15 protein-coding genes and 4 pseudogenes are annotated in these 18,147 nt (G+C 62.3%); 3 read left to right on the top strand and 16 right to left on the bottom strand.

Annotated elements, in window-relative coordinates:
* Positions 1 to 623: 623 nt before the first annotated feature.
* Positions 624 to 995, top strand: coding sequence for an ATP dependent DNA ligase (locus AC5V87_RS28825; protein WP_495368498.1), 372 nt, complete (start codon positions 624 to 626; stop codon positions 993 to 995).
* Between the two features lie 229 nt (positions 996 to 1,224).
* On the opposite strand, the gene AC5V87_RS28820 is transcribed toward AC5V87_RS28825, so the two are convergent.
* The 5 genes from AC5V87_RS28820 to AC5V87_RS28800 all read right to left on the bottom strand — a co-directional run bounded on the left by AC5V87_RS28820 (position 1,225) and on the right by AC5V87_RS28800 (position 7,754).
* Positions 1,225 to 4,416, bottom strand: coding sequence for an efflux RND transporter permease subunit (locus tag AC5V87_RS28820; protein ID WP_495368497.1), 3,192 nt, complete (start codon positions 4,414 to 4,416; stop codon positions 1,225 to 1,227).
* Complete coding sequence (locus AC5V87_RS28815; protein WP_456837049.1) at positions 4,413 to 5,861, bottom strand: efflux RND transporter periplasmic adaptor subunit; 1,449 nt, start codon at positions 5,859 to 5,861, stop codon at positions 4,413 to 4,415. Before AC5V87_RS28815 ends, AC5V87_RS28820 begins: the two co-directional genes overlap by 4 nt.
* Positions 5,858 to 6,265, bottom strand: a complete 408-nt coding sequence (locus tag AC5V87_RS28810) for a FixH family protein (RefSeq protein ID WP_495368496.1) — start codon at positions 6,263 to 6,265, stop codon at positions 5,858 to 5,860. Before AC5V87_RS28810 ends, AC5V87_RS28815 begins: the two co-directional genes overlap by 4 nt.
* 99 nt (positions 6,266 to 6,364) lie before the next feature.
* Positions 6,365 to 6,727, bottom strand: coding sequence for a hypothetical protein (locus AC5V87_RS28805; protein WP_456837051.1), 363 nt, complete (start codon positions 6,725 to 6,727; stop codon positions 6,365 to 6,367).
* A gap of 115 nt (positions 6,728 to 6,842) precedes the next feature.
* The gene (locus AC5V87_RS28800) at positions 6,843 to 7,754 is read right to left on the bottom strand and encodes a 3'-5' exonuclease (RefSeq protein ID WP_495368494.1); all 912 of its coding nucleotides are present in this window, start codon (positions 7,752 to 7,754) and stop codon (positions 6,843 to 6,845) included.
* Between the two features lie 217 nt (positions 7,755 to 7,971).
* Between AC5V87_RS28800 and ku the strand changes: the two are divergent.
* Both ku and AC5V87_RS28790 read left to right on the top strand, forming a co-directional pair.
* A pseudogene (gene ku, locus AC5V87_RS28795) lies at positions 7,972 to 8,867 on the top strand (non-homologous end joining protein Ku).
* Between the two features lie 80 nt (positions 8,868 to 8,947).
* The gene (locus AC5V87_RS28790; RefSeq protein ID WP_456837053.1) at positions 8,948 to 9,115 is read left to right on the top strand and encodes a hypothetical protein; all 168 of its coding nucleotides are present in this window, start codon (positions 8,948 to 8,950) and stop codon (positions 9,113 to 9,115) included.
* 201 nt (positions 9,116 to 9,316) lie between these two features.
* On the opposite strand, the pseudogene AC5V87_RS28785 reads toward AC5V87_RS28790, so the two are convergent.
* The 11 genes and pseudogenes from AC5V87_RS28785 to AC5V87_RS28735 form a co-directional block, all read right to left on the bottom strand.
* Positions 9,317 to 9,702, bottom strand: a pseudogene (locus tag AC5V87_RS28785) (SDR family oxidoreductase); the annotation flags it as partial.
* A pseudogene (locus tag AC5V87_RS28780) lies at positions 9,685 to 9,828 on the bottom strand (epoxide hydrolase N-terminal domain-containing protein); the annotation flags it as partial. The pseudogenes AC5V87_RS28785 and AC5V87_RS28780, both read right to left, overlap by 18 nt.
* A gap of 419 nt (positions 9,829 to 10,247) precedes the next feature.
* Positions 10,248 to 10,975, bottom strand: a pseudogene (locus tag AC5V87_RS28775) (IS5 family transposase).
* Between the two features lie 100 nt (positions 10,976 to 11,075).
* Positions 11,076 to 11,372 (bottom strand): hypothetical protein, encoded by a 297-nt coding sequence (locus AC5V87_RS28770; RefSeq protein ID WP_495368493.1) that lies wholly within the window; start codon positions 11,370 to 11,372, stop codon positions 11,076 to 11,078.
* A 692-nt stretch (positions 11,373 to 12,064) separates the two neighbouring features.
* On the bottom strand, positions 12,065 to 12,706 hold the full coding sequence (locus tag AC5V87_RS28765) for an HD domain-containing protein (protein WP_495368492.1): 642 nt from the start codon (positions 12,704 to 12,706) through the stop codon (positions 12,065 to 12,067).
* 183 nt (positions 12,707 to 12,889) lie between these two features.
* Positions 12,890 to 13,864, bottom strand: coding sequence for a GlxA family transcriptional regulator (locus tag AC5V87_RS28760; RefSeq protein ID WP_456837056.1), 975 nt, complete (start codon positions 13,862 to 13,864; stop codon positions 12,890 to 12,892).
* A gap of 187 nt (positions 13,865 to 14,051) precedes the next feature.
* On the bottom strand, positions 14,052 to 14,465 hold the full coding sequence (locus tag AC5V87_RS28755; protein ID WP_495371964.1) for a cupin domain-containing protein: 414 nt from the start codon (positions 14,463 to 14,465) through the stop codon (positions 14,052 to 14,054).
* 190 nt (positions 14,466 to 14,655) lie between these two features.
* Positions 14,656 to 15,234 (bottom strand): MFS transporter, encoded by a 579-nt coding sequence (locus AC5V87_RS28750; protein WP_495368491.1) that lies wholly within the window; start codon positions 15,232 to 15,234, stop codon positions 14,656 to 14,658.
* Positions 15,180 to 15,845, bottom strand: coding sequence for an MFS transporter (locus tag AC5V87_RS28745; RefSeq protein ID WP_495368490.1), 666 nt, complete (start codon positions 15,843 to 15,845; stop codon positions 15,180 to 15,182). The genes AC5V87_RS28750 and AC5V87_RS28745 overlap by 55 nt, the downstream gene beginning before the upstream one ends.
* 10 nt (positions 15,846 to 15,855) lie before the next feature.
* Entirely contained in the window at positions 15,856 to 16,527 is a 672-nt protein-coding gene (locus tag AC5V87_RS28740) for an HD domain-containing protein (protein ID WP_495368489.1), read from the bottom strand.
* 70 nt (positions 16,528 to 16,597) lie between these two features.
* The gene (locus tag AC5V87_RS28735; RefSeq protein ID WP_495368488.1) at positions 16,598 to 17,587 is read right to left on the bottom strand and encodes an NADP-dependent oxidoreductase; all 990 of its coding nucleotides are present in this window, start codon (positions 17,585 to 17,587) and stop codon (positions 16,598 to 16,600) included.
* Positions 17,588 to 18,147: the final 560 nt, after the last annotated feature.

The following is an 18,147-nucleotide window of genomic DNA, read 5'->3' as shown; positions in this document are numbered from 1 at the left end:
GCGCGAAAGATTGTGAACCAGCGGGCCGTTGGAACTCCTCGCCGCCTACGAAGTTGCGAGACTCGTTGACCAAGGTAGGTAGACCGCCCGCCGCCCGGACCCAACCCGGCGGCGGGTTTTTTGTGAGTTGCGTAGCGGGCAAAGCGTACAAAGGCGCCCCGGACCTCAGAGCCAGAGGTCCCTACAATGCCGGGGTTCATCGGACCCCAATTGGCGACCCTGAAGTTGAAGGCGCCTTCGGGCTCTCGGTGGATTCACTACACGCGCAACGGCTACAATTGGGTCAGCAAGTTTTCGAGGATCGCTGCCGCCTTCGATATCGAGGGCCAGGCCATCTTCGACGGCGAAGTCGTCGTCATGCATAAGGGCCGCACCAATTTCTCCGAACTGCAGGCAGGCCTCGGCAGAGGCGACCAGGACCGCCTGATCTACTTCTGCTGTGGCTCGACGGCAAGGATTTGCGCAAGGAACCGCAGCTCGAGCGGAAGAGGCTGCTCAAGGAGCTGATTTAGGATCACAGGCTCGAGGAGCCCGTCTTCTTCAGTGAACATCACAAGGGTGACGGGCAGGCGCTATTCGTCGCCGCCGGCAAGTTGAACTATGAGGGAATTATCTCCAAGCGCATGGATGCGCCGTACCGATCGGAGCGGGTCGAAGCTTGGCAGAAGATCAAGTCGTTCAAAAGGGCAAGTTTCCCGTGGTCGGCTTCATCAAGGATCCATGCCGCGCTCTATCTGGGCAAGAAGGAAGGCAAGGATCTCGTCTACATGGGGAAGGTCGGCACAGGATGGAGCCGAACCACCTCCGCTCAGATCCGCAAGGCACTCGATACCGTCATCAGCCCGAAGCAGAAGCTGACCAAGACCATCGGAAAGCCGAAGGCCACGTGGGTCGAACCCAAGTTTTATGCCGACATCGAGTACCGTGACGTCACCTCCGAAGGTCTTCTCCGGGCGAGCTCGTTCAAGGGACTGAGTAAAGGAACGCGCCGTTGATTGCCGCGTCTTCCTGCGAGTACGTGGAGTACCGGCCATGGATCCCGGAACAGCGAGTTGCGAAGGCCTTGGAAGACGCTCAGGACATCCTGGCCCGGTACGTCGAGCCTGGCCCAGAGATTGCGACAAACCATAAACCAGCTGCTGGATGTGCTCGACAACGAGGCCGTCGTACAGTCGCTAAAGGATTCAAAGATGGAAAAACCAAAGTAGGAAAAGATACGAATTGTCACTCTACTGGTGACGGTGTCTTCGCCTTCATCACTCCCACGTTCGCCCTTGCGGGTGGACGAGGCTCGGCCTGGTCGCCGGCCCGGAGTCCGAGGCCCTTGACCAGTCCGAAGATCGCCGGGATGACGATCAGTGTCAGCAAGGTCGACGAGATCATGCCGCCGATCATGGGCACCGCGATGCGCTGCATGATCTCTGACCCTGTCCCCGTGCTCCACATGATAGGCAGCAGTCCCGCCATAATGGCGACCACCGTCATCATCTTCGGACGGACGCGCTCCACCGCGCCCTCCATGATCGCCTCGCGGAGGTCGGCCCGGGTCAGCGCCCGTCCTTCGGCGGCGCGGCGCGTCCCGATCTCGGCAAGTGCCTGGTTGAGGTAGATCAGCATTACGACGCCGGTCTCGGCGGCGACGCCGGCCAGTGCGATGAAGCCGACGGCCACGGCGACGGACAGATTGAAGCTGAGCCACCACATCAGCCAGAGTCCGCCGACCAGCGCGAACGGCAGCGACAGCATGACGATAAGCGTCTCGGTGATCGACCTGAAATTGAGGTACAGCAAGAGGAAGATGATCAGCAGCGTCGCCGGCACGACGATCTTCAATCGCGCCATGGCCCGCTCCAAATATTCGTACTGACCGCTCCAGACTACGTAGTAGCCGGGCGGAAACTGGATGCTCGCCTGCACGGCTCGCTGCGCGTCGGCCACGTATCCGCCGAGGTCGCGGTCGCGGATGTCGACGTAGACGTAGGTGGCAAGTTGTCCGTTTTCGGTGCGGATCGTGTTCGGCCCGCGCGCCGCTTGGACTGACGCCACCTCCGCGAGCGGTACGGCTCCGCCCGCCGGCATCGGAACGAGGATGTCGTTTGCGATCTTCTTTGGATTGTCTCTGAGATCGCGTGGGTAGCGCACGTTGACCGTGAACCGTTGCCGGCCCTCGACCGTCGTCGTGACGGTCTGGCCTCCGAGCGCCGTCGCGATCGTGTCCTGAACGTCCTGCACCATGATGCCGTAGCGCGCGAGCGCCGATCGGTCCGGTGTGATTTCGAGGTAGTAGCCGCCCAGGCCGCGCTCCGCGTAGGCCGACGATGTACCCGGGACCGCCTTCAGCACCTGCTCGACCTGCTTGGCCAGCCTGTCGATCTCGACGAGGTCGGTGCCGATCACCTTGACGCCGACGGGCGTCCGGATGCCGGTCGAGAGCATGTCGATGCGCGCCTTGATCGGCATCGTCCAGGCATTGGAGACGCCCGGGAATTGCAGTGCCTTGTCCATCTCGGCGATCAGCCCGTCGATGGTGAGGCCTGACCGCCACTGCTCCTTAGGCTTGAGATTGACGACCGTCTCGAACATCTCGGTCGGCGCCGGGTCGGTCGACGTGGAGGCGCGTCCGGCCTTGCCGTAGACGGAGGCGACCTCCGGGAACGACTTGATGATCCGGTCCTGCATCTGCATCAATTCGCCGGCCTTGGTGATCGAGATGCCGGGCAGCGTCGTCGGCATGTAGAGCAGCGTGCCCTCGTTCAGGTTCGGCATGAATTCGGTGCCGAGCTGGCGCGCCGGCCAGATCGTCACCGCGAGCACGGCGAGCGCGAGCAGGAAAACAAGTGTCTTCGCACGCAACACGCTCTTGATGACGGTCCGGTAGATCCAGATCAGGAAGCGGTTGATCGGATTCCGGTGCTCCGGGACGATCCGTCCACGGACGAAGATCACCATGAGCGCCGGCACCAGCGTGACCGAAAGCAGCGCAGCGGCCGCCATCGAGAACGTCTTGGTGAAGGCGAGCGGGCTGAAAAGGCGCCCCTCCTGCGATTCCAGCGTGAAGATCGGCATGAACGAAACCGTGATGATCAGCAGGCTGAAGAACAGCGCCGGGCCGACTTCCGAAGCCGCCTCGATCAGAATGGCGATCCGCGATTTGCCAGAATCGGCCCGTTCGAGATGCTTGTGAGCGTTCTCGATCATGACGATGGCGGCATCCACCATAGCACCGATCGCGATGGCGATGCCGCCGAGGCTCATGATGTTGGAGCCGATCCCCAGCAGCTTCATGGCGCCGAATGCCATCAGGACGCCGACCGGCAGCATCAGGATGGCGACGAGCGCGCTTCGGACGTGCAGCAGGAAGACGACGCAAACCAGCGCCACGACCAGGCTTTCCTCGACCAGCGTGTGCTTGAGCGTGTCGATGGCGGCATAGATCAGATTCGAGCGATCGTAGACCGGTACGATCTCCACCGACTTCGGGAGGCTGGTCGCGATCTCCTTGAACCGCTTTTTGACGTTCTCGATGACGTCCAGTGCATTCATGCCGAACCGCTGCAGGGCGATGCCGCTGGCGACTTCGCCTTCGCCGTTCAGTTCGGTGATGCCGCGGCGTTCGTCCGGACCGAGCTCGACCCGAGCGACGTCGCGCAGCAGAACCGGCGTTCCGCCGTCGTTCTTGAGCACGATGTTGCCGAGATCGTTGATGCTTTTCAGGTAGCCCTTCCCGCGGACGACGTACTCGAACTCGGATAGTTCGACCGTCCGCCCTCCGACGTCGGCATTGCTGGCGCGGATCGCGTCTCGGATCCTCGCCATGGTGAGGCCGAGATCACGCATCCGCTGCGGATCGAGGATCACATTGTACTGCTTGACGAAGCCGCCCACGCTCGCGACTTCCGCGACGCCCTCCGCCTTCGCCAGCGCGAATTTGAGGTTCCAGTCCTGGATCGTCCGCGTGTCGGCGAGGTTCAGCTCCTTCGAGACCACCGCGTACTGGTAGACCCAGCCCACCCCGGTCGCGTCCGGACCGATGGTCGGTGTCACTCCCACCGGCAATCGCGACGTGGCTCCGTTGAGGAATTCAAGCACCCTCGACCGCGCCCAGTAGATATCCGTGCCGTCCTCGAAAATCACGTAGACGAACGAGACCCCGAAAAACGAGAAGCCGCGCACCACCTTGGATTTCGGCACGGTGAGCATCGCAGTCGCGAGCGGATAGGTGACCTGATCCTCGATCACCTGCGGCGCCTGTCCGGGATACTCCGTGTAGACGATGACCTGCGTGTCCGAGAGGTCCGGAATAGCGTCGAGCGGCAGATGGACCAGCGCGTAGATTCCCGCAGCCACGGCGAAGCCGGTGCCGAACAACACCAGCAGCAGGTTGCGGGCCGACCAGGCGATGAGGCGGGCGATCACGGGCGTGTCCCCGCGCTGCCCGCCGCCGGCTTGGCCGGGTTCTCGCCGCCTGCCTCGGCGAACCCGTTAAGCGCGGCCTTCAGGTTGCTCTCAGCGTCGATCAGGAAATTGGCCGAGGTGACGACGGAATCGCCCTCAGAGACGCCTTGGGTAATTTCGACGAAGCCGCCGCCGTGACGGCCGAGCTTTACTTCCCGCGGCTCGAAGCGGCCTTCGCCCTTGTCGACCAGAACCGCCTGCCGGGTCCCGCTGTCGAGCACGGCGCTCTCCGGCACTGCCAGCACCGGTCCCGGCGTGCCGGTCTCGATCTCCGCGTCGACGTACATCTCGGGCCGCAGCAGTTCGTCGGGATTCGGCACCTCGACGCGGATGCGCGCGGTGCGCGTGGCGGCGTTGAGATGCGGATAGACCAACGCGACCTCGCCGCCGAAACTCTGCCCCGTGAGCGCGCGCGGCCTGATGGTCACCTTGGTGCCAACGGCGACTTGCACCAAATCGCGCTCGGCGACATCGATGAGAACCCATACCAGGCGGTGATCGGCGATCCTGAAGAGCACGTCGCCTGGCCCCGCGCGCATGCCGGGCACGACGTTGCGTTCGAGGATCTCGCCCTCCTGGGGGGCGAGCCAGGGAATCGAGAGCGAAATTTCCTTGGTGCGCTCAAGCTCCTTGATGGACGGCTCCGGAGTCGCCAGATTCTCCAGCCTGCGTCGCGCGCCCTTGAGCGCCTGGCCGGTCGCGCCGGCGTTGACGGCGGAGAGATATTCCGCGGCCGCGCTCGAAAGTGCCGAACTGTACACGTTGAGGAGCGGCTGCCCCTTGTGGACATGATCGCCGGTCGTGACGTTGGCGACACTCTCGACGAATCCCTCGAAGCGCAGCGCGACCACGGAAACGCGGCGCTCGTCCTCTTTGACGGTCCCCGGCGCCCGGATCACAGACGTGACGGGCCGCCGCGTAACGGGCTCGGATTTGGCGCCCGTGCGCTGGATCTTCCCCGGCGAGAGCTTGACGGAGCCGGCGTCGGATTCCTCGCCTTCGTAGACGGGGATGTAGTCCATCCCCATCGAGTCCTTCTTCGGCATCGGCGAGGTGTCCGGCAGCCCCATCGGATTGCGATAGTATTTGATCTTGCGCTCGGCCTTCGCGTCGGCGGCTTTAGTGTCGGCCGGCTCGTCCTCGGGGGCGTCGAAGCTGATGTCCGCGCTCGACGGGACCGCGCGCCAGGCGCGTCCGTCCGACGTCTTCTTCGGCGCGAGCGAGTAGAATGGCTTCCCGTCCGGATCCTGATAGTAGATCGGCGCGCCGCTTTCGGCGGCGGCGGCGGCGACCGTCACGACGGATGCGGCGAACGGTTTTGCCCGCGGGATAGCGCCCGCGAGCAAGGCGGCGCCGGCCGCTGCGCAAATCGCAGTGGCCGCGCCTAAGGCGATGGTCCGGCTCATTTCTGCGCCGTGACGACGAGCTTGTTTTCGACCGTGCCCGTCTCGCCCTGAACCTTGGCGCCGAGCGACAACTGCCAACGTCCGGCCATGCTGAAGGTGGCCTTGAAACGGTAGCTCCCGGGCTCGGTGCCCGGCATCGGCGTTACCTTGGTGACCATCTCCTGCATGCCGTCCGGCGCCATGTCGAGCCGGCTCGCGAAGATGACGGCGTCCGGCACCGCCTTGCCCGTCTTCTTGTTCAGCAGTCGGACGGTCACGATTTTGTCCGGGCCGGCCTGGACGGTCGGCTCGACGAGCTGGAATTCGTAGTCCTTGATGTCGGCAAGCGCGAGCTTCGGCGCCCCCACGATGGTTAGGCCGAAAAGTGCGGCGGCGACCGCGCGCGCAGCAGTGGTAGTCTTCATGATGTCATTTCCTCGAAACGTCTGATGGACCGCCGAAGCGGCATGTCTCGACGCGCGGCTTCAAGGTCGCGCGTCGAGGTTCCGGCGCCGCGGCGCCGGTCAGACGATGGTTCGAGGTGGATGATCCGGAGGATGCTCGCCGAGCCCGTCGATCAGTAGATCGTCAGGCAGGGCGAATGCGCTGCGCGAAAAGCTGCGGTCCACAAGCGCGCCGGCGCTGTCGGGGACCGGCATGGTGATCGTCAGCATGCAGAGTGCGATGAACGGACAGGTTCCGCAGTCCTTGGCCTTCTGGTCCTGCTGGTCGGGACAGCACGGCATGTCGTCCGCCGTCGCCTGCATCCCGTCAGCCGCTGCCGCGGTTTGCAGCGCAGCCATAGCAGGCACCGACAGGGGCGCAGCGAGCAGCCCCGCCGCCACGGTCAGCGCAATCAGCCAGTTGAAGACCTTCCTCGGACCCATGCCGTCCTTTTCTCACGCCGCGGCAAGGAGTGCAAAGTGCCGAGCCATCACGATTGCGCCAGACGCTGGTTGGACCCGCGACCTTGCCGACCCCGGCACCGTAGACTCGCACGACCTAAACGCGGCTGGAGAACCGTGTAAAGGCGGTCAGCCGCTGCACGGTTGGCTCGACGTCCCGCATGTAGATCTCGGTCCGCAGGAACGCGATCTCGTCGTCGAGCGCGGTCTCGTCGACGTCCTTGAACCAGGACTTCGGCCTGCCGTCGCTACCGTCATTCCAGCGATAGCCCCTGCGTTTCAGCGAGTCCTTGAGCTCGAACGCGGTCTGCTCCGCCCACACTCGCATTGTCGGCTTGCGGGCGGTCTCCAGCAGAAGCGCCAGTGCGGAGGAGCCCATCGTCGGCAATTCGAGAGCGAGAACCTCCAGCAGAGCGTGGCAGTCGTCGACCGCCCGATGCGCCTGGTGGAAGAAGCCAGCCCCATTCAATAGATAGCCGAGCTGCGAGCCCGCGAAGCCGAGTTTGCGCCAGTCGATCTCGCTCATGCTGCAGCCCCAGGCCTTGTGTTCGAACACGGGCCAGTAGCGTTCGGCGACTTTTCTGTCGAAGCCGCTGTTGTGCGCGATCGTGATGACTGCGCTTTCGACGAAGGCCGTGACGGCGGCATCGTCGAATTTGTTGGTGATGCCGGTGAGCGCCGTCACTTCCGCGGAGATCGGCGCACTCGGTTCGTTGAAGGCCGAGAACGTGTCTCTGACGCCGACGATCCGCCCGTCCGGCGTGTAGTCGAACTTGACCATCCCGATCTCGATAATCTCGTCTTTCGTGGCGTCGAGGCCGGTCGTCTCGGTGTCGAGCAGAATGCCCGTCCGGACCGCCTGCCCGGCGGCCGGCGTGTAGGGAGACCGGGGGATCAGGCGTCGAAGGACCCTGTAATCGGTCGACTGAGCCAACGCGCCGGCCATTGCGGCCAGGTCCGCCGGGTCCAGAGTTTGCCCGACTTTGAGGGGCTGGGTCAGCGCGTCCATGGGTCCACAATACCGGCCAAAAGCTCCACGAGGTACCTGGAAAACAAGCGATTCACGACGTTTTCGGACGTGCCCGGGGGCGCTGCGGGCAGATGGCCAATTTTCCTGTTGGCGGGCCCGGAGCATGTCGGAACCGGCAGGCTCTGTTCGTCTTGAATCCAGCACCGTCCCTCCGGAGTACCGCGTTCATGCCCCCCGCGCCAACTGGAAAGGCTTCCTGCGTCTGTCACTGGTGACCTGCCCAGTCGCCCTCTATCCGGCGACGTCCGGGTCCGAGAAGATCTCGTTCAACCAGCTGAACCGCGCGACCGGCTACCGCATCAAGTACGTGAAGGTCGACGCGGACACGGGCGACGAGGTGCCGAACGAGGATATCGTCAAGGGCTACCAGCTCGAGAAGGATCAGTTCATTGAGATCACCAAGGAGGAGCTCGAAGAGATCGCGCTCGAGGTCGACGCGCAGTATCGAGATCGACGAATTCGTCGACCGCAGCGACATCGATCCGCGCTACCTGATCCGTCCCTATTATCTGCGCCCGGACGGGAAAGTCGGGCACGACGCGTTCGCGGTGATCCGCGACACCCATCCGCGAGATGGACAAGGTCGAGATCGGTCGCGTGGTGCTGACCAACCGCGAGCACATCATCGCGATGGAGCCACTGGGCAAGGGCTTGATGGGGACGTTGCTGCGGTACCCCTACGAAGTACGGGACCCGAAGGAGTATTTCGACGAGATTCAAGACGTCAAAGTCACCAAGGACATGCTCGATCTCGCCCGTCACATCGTCGACCAGAAGTCCGGCTCTTTCGAACCCGATAAGTTCGAGGACCAGTATGAGACGGCGCTGATCGACTTGATCAATCAAAAGCGGGCTGGCAAGCCGATCACGCCGAAGAAGCGCCCAGCATCGACCAACGTCGTCGATCTGATGGAGGCGCTGCGCCGATCCGTCGGCAAGGAGGCCGCGCCGGCGAAGGCCGCAAAGCCCGCCAAGAAGCCGCGAAAGGCGGCGGCCGGCGAGAAGGAAATGCTGAAGTCGATCAAGGCGAAGAAGGCGGCGAGGGAAGGCACGGCGAAAAGGCCGTCCAAGCCGCAGCGGAAGTCTGCGTGAATTGGCCGTAGTGGCCGGCCCCGAATTCCTACGGTCACACCGCGGCCTGATCGTTTACATCCCCGATTATATTTCAACCCATGAACGTCGAGTACGACCCCGAGCGCGAGGCGTTTGGGGCGATGAAGCTCGCCGCGGAAGCCGATGGAGCCGAACGGCAGAAATGGATCAACGCCGCGTTGGCGTGGATCGAACTCACTCGTCTGCGGCCGCCGTTCCGCTGCAAGTCAAGAGAGGAGACGGCCTAGCCAGTCTCGGAGAGGCACTCCGGACAGGAGTCCCCGATCGAATCCAAAACATCGCGGACCTCGGCGACAGCCTCTTCCGGAGAGAAGCCGCTCGGCGAATCCTGACGTGCCAAGTCGAAGGCCCGCTCGCGAGCGTGCGGGTCGGCCGACGCTCCGAAGGATGGGCGTCTCTATCAGGCCCGGGCTGACTGCGTTAACGCGAATGCGCCGGCCAAGGAGTTCGGCCGACAATGTGCGTGCCAACGAGCGAACGAAGCCGAAAGGATGGCGCGCCCGGGAACACCGACCTGATTCAACCAGGCTGTGTTCAGGATGATCGAACCGCCCTCGCGCATGAACGGTTCGACCGCCTGAATTGAGAAGAACGCGGACCTGATATTCGTATCCATGAGGCTGTCATATTGCGCCTCGCTGGTGGCCGCCAAGGGCGTGACATAGGCTACACCGATACACAGCTCTAGCTTCAGGCCGTTCACACCACCCGTACCGTTTCTGCTGATGAGGCCCGGGTCATTGGCGACTGAAAGTTCTTCCTGGAAAGCGAGGACTGGCTCGACCGTTGGGCGCGTCGCTTTGGTCTGGAGCATTGCGAGTTGCGCGCCTTGCGTCTGATCGAGGACCGTCTCCTTGTCGGGCCAGCGGGTCGCTGCCAGGCGCCGGCGAAGATCGTCGAGTTGATCCTGCGGGACCTGAACCTTGAAGGGACGAATGCCTGGAAGTTCAGTCTTCGAACGGCCATGCATGCGCGGTTCCGGCCTGCATGCCCATCGGGCTAGTGGCTCGGACGAATGCCGCGTGCGAAGCGCCCGATCGCCGCATACGGCGCGCCAAGCCAGGGTCTTACCCAATCGCCGAAATTCTATCCCTCGGCCAGGTTCGAATTAAGCGCAAGCGCGCGGTCAACCAAGCCGGCACTAGCCGAGATTCCCAACTAAAAACGCGAATGCATTCCCGCGGGCGGACAGCGCAATCGGGTCATCCTTCCCCAACTCGACAGTCCGCCATGTGAGCTCTTCATTTCGGCGATTGCATGAACATCCGAAAATGTGACCTGCCGTCAGATATTCAGCCAGCAGCAGACGCCCCAGATGGGGCATCCCGGCGCGCATCGCCCCCTAGGCTGCGTGGACAGTTACCTTAGCCAGAGCAGGGTTGCCGCGATAGCGACGACGGCGAAGTAATTTCGCGCCGTCTTTTCGTAGCGCGTTGCAACGCGCCTGAACCGCTTCAATTTCGAGAAGCAGCATTCGATCAGATGACGCTCGGCATAGAGGGGTTTATTGAGCGGATATTTGATTGCCCGCGAGGGGTTGTTCGGTATGACCGCTTGGGCGCCTTTTGCGGCGATCGCGGATCGCAACGCATCGGAATCGTAGGCCGCATCGCCCATCACGACCTCGGCTGGCAGCCCGTCGATGAGCGGCTGGGCCTGAGGCGCATCGCCGGCTTGACCTGCCGTTAGGAAGAAGCGGACCGGGCAACCCAAGCCACGGACAGCCATATGGATTTTGGTCGTCAGGCCGCCGCGCGAACGCCCGATGGCCTGATTTTGAGCCCCCCTTTTGCGCCGCTGGCGTGCTGGTGGGCGCGGACGATGGTGGAGTCAACGATCAGGTATTCAAAGTCCGGATCGTCTGTGAGTGCCTCGAACATACGCAGCCAGACCCCCTTGGCGCTCCACCGGCTGAAGCGTCGGAAGACACTGTTCCATTCGCCGAACTCTTCGGGCAGATCACGCCATGGCGAACCAGTTCGCACAATCCACAACACGCCCTCGACAAACATCCGGTTGTCGCGGCCCGTCGAACCACGCTGATCCGGCCGACCGATGATCAAGCCGGAGATGCGGTCCCATTGCATGTCGCTCAGAACGAGCCGATCCATAACGCCCAAGACTTCCTCAAAAGAAAGCCTTGAATCACGTTCTATCCGATTTGAGAATCCCAAGAATCCACGCCGCCTAGTGCAGCAAATCGCTGGTTGCCACACGGTTGATAGTGGCGAGGCGCTGCTCGGCGCTTGCACTGAAATCTATGTCAGCCACCAGATCGAGTAGACGCTGATAGGCATGGTCGGCGACCGCGACCGGTAATGGCTCGAACGTATCAACATAGTTGTCGACGACGGTACTAAGCAGCCGACACAGACCCTGTTGGTCAGGCTCGTCCTTGCAGGCTTCGTAGAGCCTTTGCTGAAATTCGCGGAAGGTGTGCAACCCGTGGTGCTGTTGCGAAAGCCACGTATGCAATGTGTTCATGATAGCCTCTTCAAATAGGGGGAAGAAGCTAGCAATTTATACAGCCCGGGAAGAGCATCCACAAATGCGGTTTTCGCAAATCCGTAATGCATATGCAGTGCGGCTCCGTGATCCGGAACAAGGAGGCTCCAGTGTCATGCCAGCTTCAGTGCGCTGGGCAAGCGGCGCGCTGCAGCCCCGGCGTCCTGCCTCCTCTCCAGCCTCCCGGCGACGCTTTAGGGGCGCTAACAACGTCAGGGCGGACCCAAATTCCCGCGGCCCCCACCAGCTGCCCATGATAATGTTCCATGGGCAAGGGCGAAAAAGCCAACAGCTCGAAGATCGATCGTGCGCTACCGCTTGATGGAGCGCGACGTCACCGATCGCCTCGCGCTCGGTCTCCTCCACGACATCGTCTCAGAACTAGAGGCGAGACCGCAAGCACCTAAGTAGCCGGATGCAAGGCTCGGAGCCGATGTGAGGGCTCCACAAGCTCGAGCCGCTTGCCTGGTTGGCCAGCGACGTAAAAACTCCGCTTCGTCCTGCCGCTTTCATTTGCGGGAATACATAGGCTAAAGACGAAACCGGCTGCTTCGTGACAATGGTGGTGTTGGGAACCTGCATGTTCTCCAGCACTCCAAGCAAAGCAGACCCCAAGGCCTCGCCAGGACCCCGCATCCTCGACGGCCTCTCTGGTGCGCGGCAACGAGGGATCAGTTCGGCCAAGCTGAGCCAAGGATGATCGAGCAGAAGTTCTGACGGACATAGTTCATGTCCTTCAGCGAAAGAACGTCGGCCTTCACATTTCCGAACGTCGTCAGCGGCTTCTTGATAATGCCGTTAGCGAAGTGCTCGATGATGTTCTCCTTGAAGTTCTTCTCGCGCGGATGATGGACGCAGACATGGTCGCGCTGTTCATGCGTGAAGTCGTGATAGGCGATGCCGAGCACGTCCATCTCCACACCGGCGGTCACCAGCGCGATGGTCGGGCGCATATGCTCGGGGATCCCCGGCGTGGTGTGGAGCGCGATGGCAGTCCAGACGTCCTCGATGTCACGCTCGGGCACGCCGTAGCTTTTCATAAATTTGCGGGCCGCATTGGCGCCGTCGACCTCGAAGCGCAGATCGGGGCTCGAATATTTCTCGGTGAGGCCCATGTCGTGGAACATGGCGCCGAGGTAGAGCAGCTCCGGGTCGTATTTCAGACCGCGGCGCTCGCCCGTGAGCGCGCCCCACAGGAAGACACGGCGACTATGGTTGTAGAGCAGGTCGTCTTCGGTATCGCGCACGAGCTGCGTGGCTGCGCGCGCGATGGCGCCGTCAGGCACGCGAATGCCAGCGATGATTTCGGACATGGAGCAATCCCCTCGGTTGGATAACGGGCTGGTTGCGTGTCGGGATTAGGCAGCAGAGCTCTGCTCCGGGCAACAAGCGGGATGCTACGGATCAGGACAACCGCACGTCGTTTCCTGACAAAGGGCCGCTCGGAGCTTCAGGGCAGTAGGAGCCCGCAGTTTCGTCCTCGTATAGCTCGCGAACTATTCCGGTTCTGCTCGCCGGAAGCTGGCTCGATATTGGACGGGGGTCACGCCGAGACGGGTGCTAAAGACAATTCTCATCCGATCCGCAGATCCGAAGCCGCAGTCGAAGGCAATGGCCTTCAGCGGTCGGTCGCTTGCTTCCAGCAGCATGCGCGCGGCATCAATACGGGCGCGCTCGATGAATTCGTGCGGTGTGGTTCCGGTCACCTGCCCGAAATGCCGCGCCAGATTCCGGGGGCTCATGCCGACGACCGCGGCCAGCGACTCCAGCGTGTGGCGATCGCCAATGTTCGCCATAACATGGTCCTGGATGCGTGCGATGGGCGATTCCGGATCGGCAGGTGCGGTGAGATAGGGACTGAACTGCGACTGCCCGCCTTGGCGCTGGGCAACGACAACCAGCCGCTTGGCGACCTTGAGCGCCGTTTCCGCGCCGTGCCGCTGCCCGACGAGCGCCAAGCCCAAATCTATTCCCGCAGTCACACCAGCCGCGGTGATCAACCGTCCATCGCGGACATAGATCAAGTCCGGTTCGACTTTTGCCTTCGGGAATCTCGCCGCCAGCGCCTGTGCATCCTGCCAATGGGTCGTGACTCGCCGATCGTCGAGGAGGCCGGCATAGCCGAGCACAAAAGCCCCTGTGCAGATTGATCCATAGACGCTGGAGCGCCACGGCAGCTCCTTGACCCACTGAAGCAGGCACGGTTCGGGCTCCGCTTCCGGTGGCGTCGGAGTGCCGGCCACCAGAACGATGTCGAAGCCGCCCGCGGCCTCTTCGAAGGTCAGGTCGGCGACCATGCGTATGCCGTTCGACGCGCGCAGCGGATTGCGGTGAGCAGCAACCAAAACGGTTTCGTAGCGATCCGCGCTGCCGAGAAACGCGTTCGCCTCACTGAACACATCCATCGGCCCAGCCACGTCTAGCGCCTGGACCCCCTCACAGACGACGATTGCGACAGCTTGTACCGGCACCTCTCTGCCTCTCCAGTCTAGCGCCCCATTATGCAACTAGTTCCGGAGACTGCAAAAAGCTCGGCGCGACCCGTGAAGCAACAACGTCTACCGGTTGGCTCGCTGGCGCGGCCGCCAACCAGTAGCCCCTGCAGCTCCTCAATTGAGCATCACGGCCACAGGCGAGCTCGTCGCGCAATTTTCGTGATCACGGCCCCTTGTCTGGCGTCGTCAAGGGCCCGTCCTTGGAATCGATGACGAAGACTGCCAGTAAGCTGGCGGGCTCCTTGTCGCTGGCGTTCTCGCTGATGGTGTGATGTGAGCCGGGCATTTCGTAAAATCCTTCGCCGGCGTGATAGACCTTGGCTGGCTCATTGCCGACTTGGCTGCGGATGGCCCCGGATAACACATAGGCGTAGATAAATGCCGAGGCTGCGTGGTGATGAGCCAGCGATTTGCCTCCGGGAGGATAGGTCACCGTCACAGCAACTATTTTCCTTCCTTCGACATTCGGGAGCGCGTGCTCGAACGCGACTTTCACCTGCTCCCGCTCCTGCGCGATCGCGGGTGAAGCTCCCAAGGCGATCGCTAACGCTATGAGCGGCACGAAGGCCGTTCGCATTGCTCTCCTCACTACTTTTGCTGTCATATCTCGAGGGTTTGACAGCGCACCAATCCGATAGGAAAATCCACTGATCGACATTGTCGCACTCCTCTTCTAACGAGCTCGCGCAAACTAGTTGGAACCAAGATGCAGGGCCGAGCTGATGAGTGATGGTGACGCTTCCGATGAGAAGCCATCGCCGTCGCCATCAGCTTCGGCCTGATGTGCTGCCGCCGCTGAGCAGCACCGATAACAGCGCGGCCAGACCGAATCCCGCAGCCGCCCAGCCGAGCCGCTCCATCGCGCCATTGGCAATGACCACAGCTCCCGCTGCGGCACCCGCGCTGCCGAGGTCGATCGCCGAGGAATTCATGGAGAGACTGATCGGCGCCAGTGCCGGAGCCATCCCCACCAGCCGCGCTTGCTGCGCCGTTATGAGCCCCCAGCTGGCCAAACCCCAAATCAGGATGGCTGGCAGCAGGACCGGCATTGCCCGCGCCGGCCCGAGTGCCGCGCTGAGCGAGAACGCAAGATAGGCCACCAGGGCAAGCCAACCAGCAACGATCACGATCATGCGCGCGCCCCAACGGTCCGCCGCGCTGACCGCGCCGGCCAGGCCAAAGCCCAGCAGGACCGGCGCCAGCGCCTGCGAGCCAAGGCCAGCGACGCTGGCTGTGAAGACACTGAGATAAGTGTAGACCGTAAAGGTGCCGGCGACGGTCAGCACGTTGGTCACCAGCACGCCCAGGATATCGCGACGCTTGGCCAGCGCCAGACGCTCACCCAAGCCGGCCGTGACGCCAGGCCGTTGGCACGGCAGCCGGGTGAGAATCCCAAAGACGAGAACACCGCCAGCCCCGCCACACCGAAGAAGGTGGCGCGCCAGCCGAACTCCTGCCCCACCAGTACGCCCAGCGGCACGCCGCCGATAACTGCCAGGGTCAGCCCGGTGGTGACAGCGGACAGGGCGCGGCCACGCCGCTCCAGACCGCCCAGTGCGGCGGCATATCCACTGGCCGCCGGCATGAAGCTTGCTGCGGACAGGGCCAACAGCAGCCGCGCGGCCAACAGCGCGGCATAGCCTGGCGCCAGCGCGGCGAGCAGATTGCCCAGGGCGAAGCCGCCCATGGCGACGACCAGCAGGCGACGCCGTTCCAGCCCGGCCGTCAACGCGGCCATGGCCGGCGCGCCGATGGCATAAGCGAGGGAGAAGGCGGTGACCAGGTGACCGGCGGCGGGCAAACCGACGTTCAGATCTCGCGCCAAGGCCGGGAGCAGTCCGGCGATCATGAACCCCTCGCTGCCGATGGCAAAAGCGCCGAGCGTCAGGCAAATGAGAGAGGCCAGCGAGTCGGCGCTGATAGCATGCGCGCGATCGGGATTGAGCTCCTGGAGCACAGGATAGGTCCTAGTTATGATGGTGAGCCTCGTGCTGGGAATCGGGGAAGGGCGAAGCAGCGATCAGGTCGCAGGCGTTGGGACTCTTGAATCCCGGGATGAAACGTTCGCAGATGGCAGCGTTGACGGTGCCGTACGTGGTCGCCGGCTTGTGCGCAAAACCAGCGAAATACTCCTGAATGAAGCCTTCTTTGAAATTTGTGCGCGGGTACTTGGCGACGATTTCCTCGCGCAGCTCCGCTGGGAACTGATCGAACCCCACCCCGATAACATCGAGAAGCACACCGGAGTTGAGGAGCGCCACTTCGGGCCCCATATGCTTCGGGATGCCGGGGGTGGTATGCAGCGCAATTGCTTCCCAGACGGTCTGCACCTGATCTTCAGCGATGTTGTGGGTGCTAAGAAACTGTCTGGCGGCATTTGCGCCATCGACCTCGAAGCGCTCGTCTGGGCTCGAGAACTTCTTGATCAGACCGAGATCGTGAAATGCGGCAGCGACGTAAAGGAGCTCACGGTCGAAGCGCAGATTCCTCTGACGACCCTGCTCAGCCGCGAACAGGTAGACGCGAATCGAGTGATTAAAGAGCAGATCGGTGGAATGTTGGCGCAGGATGTCTGTCGCCTCTTTCGCGAGTACGGAATCGGGAATGACGAGAGCATGGGCGAGAGTTGGGGTTGTCATCGTTGCGTCCTTTCAAGAATTACGGTGGGCTGCGCGTTGCGCGTGAGCGCAACTACGAAAATTCAGTTGATCAACTCGCTCCGATCTTGAGCACGATCTTTCCTTTCGGCTGTGGCCGCAAGCGTTCCAGCATCAAATGAGCCTCGCGCGCATCCGCGAGGGGTAAGACTGCCCCCACATTTGTTCGCAGTTTTCCAGCATCGATCAAGCGACCGATCTCCGTCAGATATTGGCTCGTAACGTTGACCAAAAAGAAGACGGCTTCAACACCGTAGCGCTTTGCAAGATCCTGATCCGGGCGGGACACTGCCGAGATCAGCTTGCCGCCGCGACGAATGACCTGGAATGAGCGCTCTTGGGTTTCACCGCCGACCAGATCAATCACAGCGTCCGCGTCCCGTACTTCTTTCTCAAAGCGCTGGGTCCGGTAGTCGATCACGCTGTTTGCGCCGAGGTTGCGCACGACGGAAATATCGCCCGTCGATACGGTTGCGATGGTTTGCACACCTGCGTGACGGGCCAATTGAACCGCATAGGATCCAACGTTGCCGGCCGCCCCGTGAATGACCACCGTTTGACCTGCTTTGAGCTGGGCGTGATCAAACAACGCCTGCCATGCGGTGACTGCAACGACAGGAACGGAGGCGGCTTCAACGTAGGTCAGCGAGCTTGGCTTCTTCGAGACCATGCCCGCGGAAGCGAGAGCGTACTCGGCGTAGGTCCCGACAAACTGCGGATTCGTAACACCATAAACCTGATCTCCCACAGCTAACTCGGCAACATCAGGGCCGATGGCGACGATTTCGCCGGACAGATCCGAGCCCAGAGTGAGAGGAAGCGGTTGCGGCAAGGCGCTCTTCCCGGCCCTGATCCAGCTATCCCATGGCCCGACCCCAGCGGCTTCAACTTTGACCAGGACCTCGCCAGGACCGGGCTTGGGTCGTGGCACGGGCTCGAACTTCATGACCTGTGGCGGCCCAAACTCGTGCACGCGCCAGGCCATCATTGTTGAATGAGTTCGCTCTTCACCAACCTGAGAAACGATGCTGCTGGGGGTCATCACATTCTCCTTGCGCTCAGCTCGTCGTCATTGCCGACGACCATTGGTCGGTTGTGCCGAAGTTGCCTTCGCCGGCCAATCCGAAGGCGAGACCTCGCTTACCCGTATATCGCAACCAGTCGTGCCCCCGACAACGAACACGATCCTGCGGATCAGGACAGCCGTACGTCGTTTCCTGACAAGGACCGTCGGAGCCTTCACGGCAGTAGAAGCCTCGTCAGATGATTCTCGATCTATTCTGAATCCACCCTGCCAAAGCTGCCCGCGAGGTTGGACAAGGGTAACGCCAGGGGGTGCTCATCCTGTGGGTCGTCTTGCGGCCGGTCGCGGCCGGACCTGCGGCTCCGGCGTTCGATATTCTGACGGTAACAGCCGATCCTTCAGAGGGCGAGGCCCTCACTGACCCTGGCAAATGGTCGAGACGGTGTCGATACCGCCTGGTATCGAGGCCAGACGCAATTTTATGCTCGACCATCACGTCGAGCGCCTCTTTAACAAACGGCAACGAGACCGTGTCGATGCAATGATGTGCGGTCACCATGAACGCGGCAGAGAGAGCA

The sequence above is a fragment of the Bradyrhizobium sp. SOJA106 genome (assembly GCF_059448745.1).
Note: the sequence above shows the minus strand (reverse complement) of the source record. Positions and strands in the feature narration are given on the sequence as shown.